The 13683-nt window shown below is 61.0% G+C and carries 8 protein-coding genes; all 8 read left to right on the top strand.

Features of this window, described 5'->3' with window-relative positions; genetic code table 11:
• Positions 1-266 precede the first annotated feature (266 nt).
• The 8 genes from tssE to WH299_RS20645 all read left to right on the top strand — a co-directional run bounded on the left by tssE (position 267) and on the right by WH299_RS20645 (position 13677).
• Positions 267-782, top strand: a complete 516-nt coding sequence (gene tssE / locus WH299_RS20680; protein ID WP_005792513.1) for a type VI secretion system baseplate subunit TssE — start codon at positions 267-269, stop codon at positions 780-782.
• A complete protein-coding gene (gene tssF, locus WH299_RS20675; protein WP_339551161.1) occupies positions 779-2638 on the top strand; it encodes a type VI secretion system baseplate subunit TssF in 1860 nt (619 codons plus the stop codon). The genes tssE and tssF overlap by 4 nt, the downstream gene beginning before the upstream one ends.
• Positions 2602-3645, top strand: coding sequence for a type VI secretion system baseplate subunit TssG (tssG, locus tag WH299_RS20670; RefSeq protein ID WP_339551160.1), 1044 nt, complete (start codon positions 2602-2604; stop codon positions 3643-3645). The genes tssF and tssG overlap by 37 nt, the downstream gene beginning before the upstream one ends.
• A complete protein-coding gene (gene tssH, locus WH299_RS20665; RefSeq protein WP_339551159.1) occupies positions 3638-6301 on the top strand; it encodes a type VI secretion system ATPase TssH in 2664 nt (887 codons plus the stop codon). Before tssG ends, tssH begins: the two co-directional genes overlap by 8 nt.
• Positions 6302-6457: 156 nt before the next feature.
• Positions 6458-8401, top strand: a complete 1944-nt coding sequence (locus WH299_RS20660; RefSeq protein ID WP_339551157.1) for a type VI secretion system Vgr family protein — start codon at positions 6458-6460, stop codon at positions 8399-8401.
• Positions 8402-8416: 15 nt separating this feature from the next.
• A complete protein-coding gene (locus tag WH299_RS20655) occupies positions 8417-8851 on the top strand; it encodes a DcrB-related protein (protein WP_122729910.1) in 435 nt (144 codons plus the stop codon).
• A gap of 12 nt (positions 8852-8863) precedes the next feature.
• On the top strand, positions 8864-13240 hold the full coding sequence (locus WH299_RS20650; RefSeq protein WP_339551155.1) for an RHS repeat-associated core domain-containing protein: 4377 nt from the start codon (positions 8864-8866) through the stop codon (positions 13238-13240).
• Entirely contained in the window at positions 13237-13677 is a 441-nt protein-coding gene (locus WH299_RS20645; RefSeq protein ID WP_122729912.1) for a hypothetical protein, read from the top strand. Before WH299_RS20650 ends, WH299_RS20645 begins: the two co-directional genes overlap by 4 nt.
• Positions 13678-13683: the final 6 nt, after the last annotated feature.

Below are 13683 nucleotides of genomic sequence, written 5' to 3'. Positions count from 1 at the left end.
GGGGGGGGCCCCCCCCCCGGGGGGGGGGGGGGGGCCCCGCCCCCCCCCCCCCCCCCCCCCCACCCAAACCACCCCCCCCCCCCCCCCCCCCCCCCCCCCCCCCCCGCCCGCGCCCCCCCCGCCCCCCCCCCCCCCCCCCCCCCCCCCCCCGCGGCCGCCCGGGCGCCGCCCCCCCCCCCCCCCCCCCCCCGGGGGGGGGGGGGGGGCCCCCCCCCCCCCCCCACAACCCACTTGTCCCTCTCACACCCGTCCGTGGAGCCGCTTTGGTGGTCACTGAAATCGCTTCCCGCGACCGTCTGCAACCGTCCCTGTTGGACCGGTTGACTGACGACGATCCAACCAACCCCAAGGAAAGCGCCGACAAACGCGTGCTGTCCCTGACCCAATTGAAAGCCTCGGTGCTGCGCGACCTGGCGTGGCTGCTCAACACCACGTCGTTGCTCGATGCCGATGCCACGCTGCACACACCGGCCGGTACTTCGGTGGTCAACTACGGCCTGCCGGCGCTGGCGGGCAACAGTGTTTCAAGTGTGGATATCAAGGCCCTGGAAGCGTTGATCTACCAGGCCATCGCTACCTTTGAACCGCGCATCCTGCGCCATACCTTGCGGGTCAAAGCCCGTGTCGGCCATGGCGAGATGAACCATAACGCGCTGAGTTTCGAGATCGAAGGCGACCTGTGGGCACAGCCCGTGCCGTTGCGCCTGCTGCTGCAAACCGACCTGGACCTGGAATCGGGCCACGTACGCGTGGTCAACGCTGACCAGCGGAGGCGCCCATGAACCCGCGCCTGCTGGAGCTGTACAACCAGGAACTGCACCACGTGCGCGAAAGCGCCGCCGAGTTCGCCAAGGAATATCCGAAGATCGCCAGTCGGCTGACCCTGTCCGGCATGGACTGCGCCGACCCGTACGTCGAACGTTTGCTCGAAGGCTTTGCCTACCTCACGGCCCGCGTGCAGCTCAAGCTCGACGCCGAGTACCCGACCTTCACCCACAACCTGCTGGAAATCGCCTACCCGCATTACCTGGCACCCACGCCGTCGATGACCGTGGTGCAATTGCAGACCGACCCGGATGAAGGTTCGCTGGCCAGTGGTTTCCCGCTGCCTCGCGACACCGTATTGCGCGCTGCGCTGGGCCGCGAAACCCAGACCTGCTGCGAGTACCGCACCGCGCACCCGGTGACGCTGTGGCCGTTGCAGGTCAGCAATGCCGAATACTTCGGCAACCCTGCCGCCGTGCTGGGTCGCCTGGCCGCCAGTGAGCCAAAAGCCAAGGCCGGCCTGCGCCTGACCCTGCGCACCGGCGCCGAATTGCCGTTCAACAGCCTTGACCTGGATAACCTGCCGCTCTACCTCAGCGGTGCCGACGAGCAACCATTCCGCCTCTACGAACAACTGCTGGGCAATGCCTGCGCGGTGTTTGCACGCAAGCCGGGTGGCGATTGGGTCGAGCGCCTGGCGCAGGATGCACTGCGCTCCCGTGGTTTTGACGATGCCGACGCCGCCATGCCGGTGGTCGCACGCGCGTTCCAGGGCTATCGCCTGTTGCAGGAATACTTCGCCCTGCCCCACCGTTACCTGTTCGTCGAGTTCGCTGAACTGAGCCGTGCGGTCAAACGCTGCGATGGCCAGGAGCTGGAATTGATCGTGTTGTTCGACCGTCATGAGCCGAGCCTGGAAGGCAGCGTCGGCGCGGCGCAGTTCCTGCCGTTCTGCACGCCAGCAATCAACCTGTTCCCCAAGCGCGTGGACCGCATCCACTTGTCCGACCGGGTCAACGAACACCATGTGATCGCCGACCGCACGCGGCCGATGGACTTCGAGATTCACTCGTTGAGCGGCATCACCGGTCACGGTACCGGGCCGGAGCAGCCGTTTTTGCCGTTCTATGCCGTGCGTGATCCATCACGCTACGGCCGCGACCAGGCGTATTACACCGTACGCCGGGAGCCCCGCGTCTTATCCAGCGACCAGCGCCGCAACGGCCCACGCTCCACCTATGTGGGCAGTGAGACCTTTGTCAGCCTGGTGGACAGTCGCCAATCGCCCTACGGCCATGACTTGCGCCAACTCGGCGTGACTGCGCTTTGCACTAACCGCGACTTGCCCCTGTTCATGAGCATCGGCAACGGCAAGACCGACTTCACCCTGGCCGACAGCGCCCCGGTGCTGTCCGTGCGTTGTGTGGCAGGCCCGAGCCGCCCACGCGCCAGCCATGCCCATGACGCCAAGGCCTGGCGCTTGATCAGCCAGTTGTCGCTCAACTACCTGTCCCTGAGCGAACAGGGCCAAGGCGCGGCGGCCTTACGCGAACTGCTGCGCCTGTACGGCGACAGCAACGACGCCGCCCTGCAGTTGCAGATCGAAGGCCTGCGCGAGGTCAGCAGCAAAGCCGTGACCCGACGTTTGCCGATGCCCGGCCCGATCGTGTTTGGCCGTGGCCTGGAAATCACCTTGGAATTCGATGAAAACGCGTTTCGCGGCACCGGCGTGTTCCTGCTCGGTGCGGTGCTGGAACGCTTCCTGGCACGCTACGTGTCGATCAACAGTTTTACCGAGACGGTGATCCGTACCACCGAACGCGGCGAGATCATGCGATGGAAAGCCAAGCCCGGACGTCGTCCGACCCTGTGAGTACCCTGGATGCGATGCATCAGGAGCCCTGGGAATACGATTTCTTCCAGGCGCTGCGCCGTATCGAGTGCGAATCGCCAGACCTGCCGCGCCTGGGCCATTCCCTGCGCCTGGCGGATGACCCGCTGCGCCTGGGGCAACAGGCCGATTGCACCTTTGCGCCGGCCACCCTGGCCTCGGTCGATCCCGGTGGCGACGGCAAGCCGGCGCGGCTGGAGCAATTCTTCTTCGGCCTTGGCGGCCCCAATGGCCCGCTGCCGCTGCACATCACCGAGTACGTGCGCGAGCGTCAGCGCAACAACGCCGACAGCACCAGCAAACAGTTCCTCGATGTGTTCCACCATCGCCTGCTCAGCCTGTTTTACCGGGCCTGGGCCGAGGCGCGGCCGACAGTCAGCCACGACCGTCCTGACGATGATTACTGGTCCGCGCGCCTCGCCGCCCTGAGTGGACGGGGCATGCCGAGCCTGCTGAATCAGGGGCTCATCCCGGACACCGCGAAGCTGCATTACAGCGGCCACCTGTCGGCGCAAACCCGCTATCCAGACGGCCTGAAAGCCATTCTCAGCGAGTACTTCGGCCTGCCGGTGGAGATTGAAGAGTACGTCGGCCAATGGCTGGAGCTGCCCGAGCGCAGCCGCGTCAGCGTGAGCGCCAACCGCCTGGGCGTGAACTTTTGCCTGGGCAGTTTCGTGTGGGACCGCCAACACAAATTCCGCATCCGCCTGGGGCCGCTCACGCTGGATGACTACATGGGCATGCTGCCTGGCCACCAGCCGTTCAACGAGTTGGTGGCGTGGGTGGCCGAGTACCTGGGCCATGAACTGGACTGGGACCTCAACCTGGTTTTGCAACAACCCGAAGTGCCGGCGCTGCAACTCAATGGTCAGTTCCGCCTGGGCTTCAACACCTGGCTCGGCAAGCCCGAGCATGACGCCAACGACCTAATCCTGGCCCGGCATTACGCCGATCACGCCACCACCTCAAGGAATCCAGAGCATGGGTGAAATCAGTCGCGCCGCACTGTTCGGCAAACTCAACAGCGTGGCCTACAAGGCCATCGAAGCCGCCACCGTGTTCTGCAAACTGCGGGGCAACCCGTATGTGGAACTGGCCCACTGGTTCCACCAGTTGCTGCAATTGCAGGACTCGGACCTGCACCGCATCATCCGTCAGTTCAACGTGGAGCCGGCGCGCCTGGCCCGTGACCTGACCGAAGCGCTGGACCGTTTGCCGCGTGGCTCGACGTCGATCACCGACCTGTCCTCCCATGTGGAAGAAGCCGTGGAACGCGGTTGGGTCTACGGCAGCCTGATGTTTGGTGAAAGCCAGGTGCGTACCGGCTACCTGGTACTCGGTATCCTGAAGACGCCAAGCCTGCGCCATGCGCTGTTGGGCTTGTCTGCCGAGTTCGACAAGATCAAGGCCGAGGCCCTGAGCGAGCGTTTCGACGAGTACGTCGGTGATTCGCCGGAGAACGCGCTGAGCGCCAGTGATGGTTTCAATGCCGGTGCCGTGCCCGGTGAAGCCAGCGGTGCCATGGCACCGAGCGCGATGGGCAAGCAGGAAGCCCTCAAGCGCTTCACGGTCGACCTGACCGAACAGGCCCGCAGTGGCAAGCTCGACCCGATTGTTGGCCGTGATGAAGAGATCCGCCAACTGGTCGACATTCTTATGCGTCGTCGCCAGAACAACCCGATCCTCACCGGTGAAGCCGGGGTGGGCAAGACCGCCGTGGTCGAAGGCTTCGCCCTGCGTATCGTCGCCGGCGACGTGCCGCCAGCCTTGAAAGACGTGGAACTGCGCAGCCTCGATGTAGGCCTGCTGCAAGCCGGCGCGAGCATGAAAGGCGAGTTCGAACAGCGCCTGCGTCAGGTTATCGAAGACGTGCAGGCCTCGCCCAAGCCGATCATTCTGTTTATCGACGAAGCCCACACACTGGTGGGTGCCGGCGGCGCCGCCGGCACCGGTGACGCAGCCAACCTGCTCAAGCCTGCCTTGGCCCGCGGCACCTTGCGTACCGTGGCCGCGACCACCTGGGCCGAGTACAAGAAACACATCGAGAAAGACCCGGCCCTGACCCGTCGCTTCCAAGTGGTGCAAGTCGCCGAGCCGTCGGAAGACAAAGCGCTGCTGATGATGCGTGGCGTGGCGTCGACCATGGAAAAGCATCACCAGGTGCAGATTCTCGACGAAGCGCTGGAAGCCTCGGTGAAACTGTCCCACCGCTACATCCCGGCGCGCCAGCTGCCGGACAAGTCCGTGAGCCTGCTGGACACCGCCTGCGCTCGCGTCGCCATCAGCCTGCACGCGGTGCCGGCGGAGGTGGACGACAGTCGTCGTCGCATCGAGGCGCTGGAAACCGAGTTGCAAATCATCGCCCGTGAGCATGCCATCGGCATTGCGATTGGTGCGCGCCAAACCAACACCGAGGCGCTGTTGAGCGCTGAGCGTGAGCGTCTGGCGACCTTGGAAAGCCGCTGGGCTGAAGAGAAAACCTTGGTGGACGAGTTGCTAGCCACCCGTGCAACGCTGCGTGAAAAGGCGGGCGTGGTGGACAGTGGCAACGATGAGCTGCGCGCCCAACTGGTCGACCTGCAACAGCGCCTCACCGCCCTGCAAGGCGAAACCCCGCTGATCCTGCCCACCGTGGATTACCAGGCCGTGGCCTCGGTGGTCGCCGACTGGACCGGCATCCCGGTGGGCCGCATGGCGCGCAATGAATTGGAGACGGTGCTCAACCTCGACCAGCACCTGAAAAAACGCATCATCGGCCAGGACCATGCCCTGCAGATGATCGCCAAGCGCATCCAGACCTCCCGCGCCGGCCTCGACAACCCGAGCAAGCCGATTGGCGTGTTCATGCTGGCTGGCACCTCCGGCGTGGGCAAGACCGAAACTGCCCTGGCCCTGGCCGAAGCCATGTACGGCGGTGAGCAGAACGTCATCACCATCAACATGAGCGAATTCCAGGAAGCCCACACGGTGTCGACCCTCAAGGGCGCGCCACCGGGTTATATCGGCTACGGCGAAGGCGGGGTGCTGACCGAAGCCGTACGACGCAAACCCTACAGCGTGGTGCTGCTGGACGAGGTGGAAAAAGCCCACCCGGACGTGCATGAGATCTTCTTCCAGGTGTTCGACAAGGGCGTGATGGAAGATGGCGAAGGCCGGGTGATCGACTTCAAGAACACCCTGATCCTGCTGACCACCAACGCCGGTACCGAGCTGATTTCCCACGTGTGCAAAGACCCGGCGAACGTTCCTGAACCGGAAGAAATCGCCAAGGCTTTGCGCCAGCCGCTGCTGGAAATCTTCCCGCCCGCGTTGCTCGGCCGCCTGGTGACCATCCCTTACTACCCGCTGAGCGACGAGATGCTCAAGGCGATCACCCGCCTGCAACTCGACCGCATCAAGAAGCGCGTAGAGACCACCCACAAGGTGGCTTTCGATTACGACGACGCGGTGGTCGACCTGATCCTCTCGCGCTGCACCGAGACCGAAAGCGGCGGGCGCATGATCGATACCATTCTGACCAACAGCCTGCTGCCGGACATGAGTCGTGAGTTCCTCACGCGCATGCTCGAAGGCAAGGCGCTGGCGGGGGTGCGGATCAGCAGCCGGGATAATGAATTGCACTACACCTTCAGCGACGCCGAGTGACCTGACGGAACACGGTCAAAATGTGGGAGCTGGCTTGCCTGCGATAGCGGTGTATCAGTCAACATCAATGTTGAATGTTCAATTGCTATCGCAGGCAAGCCAGCTCCCACATTGGATTCGGTTCCTTCAGTAATCAAGACCTTTACAGGACGCCCGATGCTATTCAACCAAGCCTCACGCCTGGCCAAAATCACCAGCCCCCTCGGGCCGGATGTGCTGCTGCTCAATGAAATGGGCGGTGGCGAGGAGCTGGGCAGGCTGTTCAACTACGAGCTGCAACTGACGTCCCTGGACGCCAACATCGATCTCAACCAGTTGCTCGGCAAACCCATGAGCGTGGGCCTGCAACTGGCGGACGGTGGCGAGCGGCACTTCCACGGCATCGTCGCGCGGTGCAGCCAGAACATCGATCTGGGTCAGTTCGCCAGTTATCAGGTGACGCTGCGCCCATGGTTTTGGCTGCTCAGCCGCACCTCCGACTGCCGGATTTTCCAGAACCTGAGCATCCCGCAGATCATCAAGCAGGTGTTTCGCGACCTGGGGTTTTCCGACTTCGAAGACGCCCTGAGCCGGCCGTACCGCGAGTGGGAATACTGCGTGCAGTACCGCGAGACCAGCTTCGACTTCGTCAGCCGCTTGATGGAACAGGAAGGCATCTACTACTTCTTCCGCCATGAGCAGGACCGCCATGTACTGGTGCTGGCCGATGCCTACGGCGCCCACACCACGGTGCCGGGCTACGCGTCGATCCCGTACTACCCCAAGGACGAGCAGCAGCGCGAACGCGACCATATGCACAACTGGCACCTGGCGCACGAAGTGCAGCCGGGTTCGCTGGAGCTCAACGACTACGATTTCCAGCGCCCCAGCGCCAGCATCGACGTGCGCTCGGCCATGCCTCGCCCGCACACTGCCGGCGACTATCCGCTGTACGACTACCCCGGCACCTACGTGCAAAGCGAAGACGGCGAGCACTATGCCCGCACCCGCATCGAAGCCCTGCAGACCCTGCATGAGCAGATCGAATTCAGCGGCAACGCCCGTGGCCTGGGTTCGGGCCATTTGTTCAGCCTCACCGGCTTCAGCCGCCAGGACCAGAACCGCGAATACCTGATCGTCGGCTGCCGCTACTACATCGTCCAGGAAAGCCTGGAAAGCGGCGGCGGTTCGGGCTCGGCACAGTTCGAAAGCAGCCTCACCTGCATCGACGCCCAGCAGAGCTTCCGCCCGTTGGCCAGCACCCACCGCCCTATCGTCAAAGGCCCGCAGACCGCGCTGGTGGTCGGCCCCAAAGGCGAGGAAATCTGGACCGACCAGTACGGCCGGGTGAAGGTGCATTTCTATTGGGACCGCCACGACCAGTCCAACGAAAACAGCTCATGCTGGATTCGTGTCTCGCAATCCTGGGCCGGCAAGAACTGGGGCTCGATGCAGATTCCACGGATCGGCCAGGAAGTGATTGTGAGCTTCCTTGAAGGTGACCCCGACCGGCCGATCATCACCGGACGGGTCTACAACGCCGAGCAGACCGTGCCTTACGACCTGCCGGAAAACGCCACCCAGAGCGGCATGAAAAGCCGTTCGAGCAAGGGCGGCACGCCGGCCAACTTCAATGAAATCCGTATGGAGGACAAGAAGGGGTTGGAGCAGTTGTACATCCATGCCGAGCGTAATCAGGACATCGTGGTCGAGGTGGATGAAAGCCATTCGGTGGGGCATGACCGGAATAAGAGCATTGGGCATGACGAGGTAGTAACGGTCGGCAACGACCGCGTGCGTGCGGTCAAGCATGACGACATGCTCATGGTGGGGTTCAGCAAGACCGATGCCATCAGTAAAAGCTATCTGATCGAAGTGGGTGAAAACCTGCGTCTGGTCTGTGGCAAGAGCGTGCTGGAGCTCAACGCCAGCGGGCAGATCAACCTCACCGGCGTGCAGATTAACGTGTACTCCGAAGGCAGCTCCGAGATCAACACCGGGGGCAACTTGCACCTGAACATTGGCGGTAAGGGCGGCACTACGCCCATGGGCCAAGGGGTCAAAGGCGAAATCGACGCTGCCGTCAATTCCATGTTTCCAAAGCCGCCTTCCGGCCAATAACGAGATCCTAGTTTCATGACCTATCGACTCAATGAACTGCAATTCACACTGCCCAGCGATGAGGTGCAGGATGCGTCCGTCAATATCCTGAAGTTCGCCGCGCTAGGCACATCGTTGATCGTCAGCCGTAGCCTGCTCGGCGATGGTGAAACACTGCAAAGCAACTTCGAAGGCCAACTGGTCAAACTCGAGAAACAGGTGCAAGACTTGCGCTACCAACCGGCGCAGGTAGTTCGCGTGGGCGCGGCGCAGGATGTCGACGCCATCGAAGTACATAACCAGTTCAGCAAGGGCGCCGAGCGTATCTATCAATACCAGTTGGCGCTGGTTGTACCGGGCACCCAGCAGATGCTTGCCCTGAGCTATGTCAAAGCCCAGCCTCTGGGCGACGCTGAAAATGTCCACTGGGCAACGATCAAAAACACCCTGCTGCTGAATCCGAAGCCTTGAAGCCCTTCCTCCATGTCTGACGCACTCTGGGCGGCACGCCTCGGCGACAGCCTGCTACACACCTCGGTTATGGCCGACATCCTGGGCGGCGTGCTGGAAATCGCAGCCAATATCGCTATTACAGCGGTAGCCACTGCTGCGATCGTGGCCGCGACCGGTATTACCGTCGTTACCGGCGGCCTCGGCTGTTTTGTGCTCGGCGCGGTGGTGGGAATCATCGTCGGTATCGGCATGAGCAAGACGGGGGCGGACAAGGGACTGACAAAGGTTTGCGACTGGATAGGCAACGCGTTATTTCCGCCGGTGGTGATGGCGACGATCGCCACCGGCTCACACAACACCTTCACCAACGGCATACCGTCTGCACGTGCCGCAGGTGCTATCGGTCCGGTTAGCTCGCAACTCGCCGAAGGTGGCAGTCCCGAAGAAGCCAGCTACCTGGACATGGCCAAGGGTTTTTTCTCGCAGATGTGGCGCCCCACAGTAGCGGTTCCTGCGCCAGGCGCAGTACCCAAGCCGCTGGATATCGTGATCTGCACCAAGCATCCGCCGATGCCGCCGCAGTTTATTGCCGAAGGCTCCAGCAAGGTCACTATCAACGGTCAGCCAGCCGCCCGTAGCGGTGACCGCAGCACCTGCGATGCTTCGATTGTCGAATCGGGGATGATCTCCAGCAACGTGCGCATTGGCGGTAGTCCGGTGGTGGTCCGCGAGATTCGCAGCGGCAAGACGCCGGGTGTTGGGTTGGCGGTGACAGCACTGTTGATGCTGCGCGGCGGTGGTTCGAAGTTCTTCAGCAAGCTGCCGTGCATGGTGGTGGGCGGACTGGTGTCGTGGGGCACCAGCCAGGTTACCAACGCCATTTCCTCTGCAGTGGTTGGCTCGCCCAACCCGGTGCATAGCTCGACGGGCGCGAAAATACTTGATGGCGAGGACGACCTGGACTTCGCCTTGCCCGGCCTTCTCCCTATCGAATGGCAGCGCTACTACAGCAGCCGAGACGAACGTCGAAATGGCCTGTTCGGCGCCAGCTGGAGCGTGATCTACGAAGTGTTTGTCGAGATTGGCGCACACCCCGAAGGTGGCGAGCGACTGGTCTATACCGATGAGCAAGCGCGCCAGATCGACATGGGCGTGATCCCGCTGGGTGGAGCTGTATTCAGCGCCGGTGAAGGCTTGAGCGTGCGGCGCAATACCAATGGCCAACTACTGATTGAAAGCGTTGATGGACTCTATCGACTGTTCGAGCCAACGCCAGACACCCCTTCGCAACTGCGCCTCAGCCAGTTAGGGGATCGCAATGACAACCGCATTTTTCTCGATTATGACGCCCAGGGTCGGCTGAACCAATTACGAGATACTTTCGATCATGTGCGCGTCGAGTTGGGCTATAGCCAACAATGGCCGGCGCGGGTAGAGCGAGTCGATCGCGTGTACCCCGATCACAGTCGAGAAACCCTCGTCAGCTATGCCTACGACACTCGCGGCGACCTGGCCGAAGTTCGCGACGCCGCCACAAACGTGCAACGTCGCTTCGCCTATGACGCTGGCCAGCGCATGGTCGAGCACCAACTACCCGCCGGGCTACGTTGCTACTACCAGTGGGAATGCGTGGACGATAGCGAATGGCGTGTGGTGCGGCACTGGACCGACGAAGGTGACGAGTACCGATTCGACTATGACCTGTCGGCCGGTGTGACCCATATTACAGACGGCTTGCAACGCGTCAGCACGCGCCGCTGGAACCCGCAGTACCAGATCACCGAGTACACCGACAATCTGGGGAAGACTTGGCAATTCGAGTGGAACGACGAGCGCCAGTTGCTCGGTGCAATTGATCCTCAAGGCGGTAAATGGCAGTTCGGCTACGATGAATCCGGCAACCTGTGCAGCACTCAGGATCCGTTGGGGCGTATCGAATCCACATTGTGGCTGGAGCATTGGTCGCTGCCCTTAGTGGAGACCGATGCGGCAGGCCACGCGTGGCAATATCAGTACGACCAACGGGGTAATTGCGTCAGTGAAATCGACCCCTTGGGGCATGTCACACGGTATCGCTACGATAAGTTTGGTCAGGTGGTGGAGATCATCGACGCCACGGGCAAAAGCAAAACTCTGCGTTGGAATGAAACCGGACAGTTAATTCAGCATGTCGATTGTTCGGGGTACCCCACAGCGTTTGAGTACGATCGCCAGGGCCACTTGCAGGTAGTCATCGACGCCTTGGGCGAACGGCAACGTTATCAACACGATTGCCAAGGCCGCTTGCTGCAAACTGAATTGCCGGACGGTCGCACCGAGCTGTACCTGCGCGACACCAGCGGTCTGTTGATCGGCTGGACCGACGCTGCGGGTCACACCACTCGCTACCAATACGGCCGTCGCGGGCAAGTGCGCCAACGAATAGATGCCCACGGCAGGCAAATTGAGTTCCGCTACGACGCCTATGGTCGGTTACAAACCCTGACCAATGAAAACGCGGAAAGCTACCGTTTTGCCTGGGACGAGGGAGACCGCCTCACGGAACAGCAAGACTTGGACGGCAGTGCTCGACGTTATGACTATGATGCGTTGGATAATCTGGCTGCCTTAGAGTACGTTCCCTCGAATGAAGGACTGGCAGTGCCGTCCCCTATCGTGCATCGCCTGGAACGCGATGCGGTTGGTCGCTTGCTGGTGAAAGTTACCGATGATGGCCGTACCGAATACGCCTACGATCCGGTGGACCAGCTCACCGCCGTCACTTTCACAGGTAATGATGAAACCACCCAGGCTTTGGCCTTTGCCTACGATCCGCTTGGTCAACTGATTACCGAACAAAGCGCTGCCGGCAGCCTGAACCATCACTACGATGAACTCGGCAACCTGATCCAGACCCAACTGCCCGATGGCCGCTGGCTCAATCGCCTGTACTACGGCAGCGGTCACCTCCACCAGATCAACCTCGACGGCCGCGTCATCAGCGACTTCGAGCGCGACCGCCTGCACCGCGAAGTGCTGCGTACCCAAGGCCAGATCACCACGCGCAGCGAATACGATCGCAGCGGCCGCCTGCGCTCACGGATACGCCGCCCCAATGGCCAGCCCACGCAACTGCCGGCCGCCCAGCAAAAACACTTCGACTACGACCCGGCCGATAACCTGATCGGTCGCCTGGAACGCGACCGCGACAAGCATCGGGACCAGCGTCAACTGCTGCACTACGACGCGACCGGTCGCATCATCGCCAGCCAGGACAACGCTCAAGGCCAGCAGGAAACCTTCGCCTACGACGCCGCCGCCAACTTGCTGGACGGGCCGCCATCCAGTGCAGGGCTGGTCGTGCATAACAAGCTGCTGACTTATCAGGACAAGCGCTACCGTTATGACGGTTTTGGTCGAATGATCGAAAAACGCAGCGCTGCACGTGGCTTGCAACGCTTCGCCTACGACGCCGAGCACCGGTTGATCGAAGTGCGGAGCCAGAAGGAAGGACGGGAAACGGTTGTGAAAATGACCTATGACCCGCTTGGCCGGCGCATCGCTAAAACCGAACATGACAACAACGGCTACCCGCTGGGTGAAACCCGATTCGATTGGGAAGGTTTGCGCCTGTTGCAGGAGCATCGGCATAGCCAGACCAGCCTCTACATCTATGAAGAAGACAGCTATGCGCCGCTAGCCCGAGTGGATGGGACGGGCGAGCATCAAAGTGTGCGCTACTACCACAACGACCTGAACGGGTTGCCGGAGCAACTGACTGAAGCCGACGGGAAGACAGTGTGGCAGGCGCGGTATCGGGTGTGGGGGAATACGGTTGGGGAGATGCGTGAACCGTACTTTATCGAAGAGCAAAATCTACGGTTTCAGGGGCAGTATCTGGATCGAGAGATCGGACTGCACTACAACACGTTTCGGTTTTATGATCCGGATGTGGGACGGTTTACGACGCCGGATCCGATTGGGTTGGCGGGTGGCATCAATCTCTATCAATACTCACCGAATCCCATCACGTGGATCGATCCACTGGGCTGGGCACCGGCAAAACCGGGTGACATTATAGATTATGGAAAAAGCGCACCTGGCTTCGAGAAACATCACGGGATACTCGATGCGTGGTCCAAGCACAACATCAAGGACTACGTATCTCGAAACGGCCAGACACCAACCGTAGTGATGACTGTAGATCAACACAATGCGACCAAAGAGGTTGCTAAAGACTGGGTTCAGAAGAAAACCGGGAAACGGGGCTTTAAAGGTTTCGATTGGAAGAAGGTATCGAAATTCGAAATACTCAGACTTTCCAACAAAATGTTTAAGGCCGCCGAAGCTAAAGGTTTCCCGAAGGCTTCACGCGGTTTGTACAACAAAGCAATGAAAAACTACCTGCGGAAGGGATGCGGAAGATGAGCCTGAGTAAAATCGTTGATTTGATAGAGAATTCTGACTGCACGACAGCACCTTCTACTGGGTTGCCGAGTAATCTCGTCCCCGATGACTTGGCCGATTTTTATAAGCATTACAGCAGCGCTGTTTTCTATCCAAGGGCACAGTACAGCTTTACGATTCAGGCGCCAGAGCTGGAACGTTCCGACTTTGTCGTCATGAACGAAGACTTGGAGGACCCAGACTCCGCTAACTGGTACGCGCTGGTTAAATGTGAAGATCAAATAATTTCAATTGATCTGACACCCGGCCCGCAATTTGGCTATTGCTACGACTCATTCTGGGACAGTTACCCGACGGCCGATGAGAGCACACTGATCGCAAAATCATTTACTGAACTGGTTGAGAAAATCATTAAATCCGGAGGTAAAAACCTATTCTGGATACCAGGCCACACTTGATAGTGA

The organism is Pseudomonas sp. MYb541 (assembly GCF_037479595.1).
Lineage (GTDB): Bacteria > Pseudomonadota > Gammaproteobacteria > Pseudomonadales > Pseudomonadaceae > Aquipseudomonas > Aquipseudomonas canadensis.
Note: the sequence above shows the minus strand (reverse complement) of the source record. Positions and strands in the feature narration are given on the sequence as shown.

What these genes read in the sequence shown, in the direction of transcription:
- tssF (WP_339551161.1), top strand. Translation starts at nt 779, where the DNA reads ATGAACCCGCGCCTGCTGGAGCTGTACAACCAGGAACTGCACCACGTG.
- tssG (WP_339551160.1), top strand. Translation starts at nt 2,602, where the DNA reads ATGGAAAGCCAAGCCCGGACGTCGTCCGACCCTGTGAGTACCCTGGAT.
- tssH (WP_339551159.1), top strand. Translation starts at nt 3,638, where the DNA reads ATGGGTGAAATCAGTCGCGCCGCACTGTTCGGCAAACTCAACAGCGTG.
- WH299_RS20660 (WP_339551157.1), top strand. Translation starts at nt 6,458, where the DNA reads ATGCTATTCAACCAAGCCTCACGCCTGGCCAAAATCACCAGCCCCCTC.
- WH299_RS20655 (WP_122729910.1), top strand. Translation starts at nt 8,417, where the DNA reads ATGACCTATCGACTCAATGAACTGCAATTCACACTGCCCAGCGATGAG.
- WH299_RS20650 (WP_339551155.1), top strand. Translation starts at nt 8,864, where the DNA reads ATGTCTGACGCACTCTGGGCGGCACGCCTCGGCGACAGCCTGCTACAC.
- WH299_RS20645 (WP_122729912.1), top strand. Translation starts at nt 13,237, where the DNA reads ATGAGCCTGAGTAAAATCGTTGATTTGATAGAGAATTCTGACTGCACG.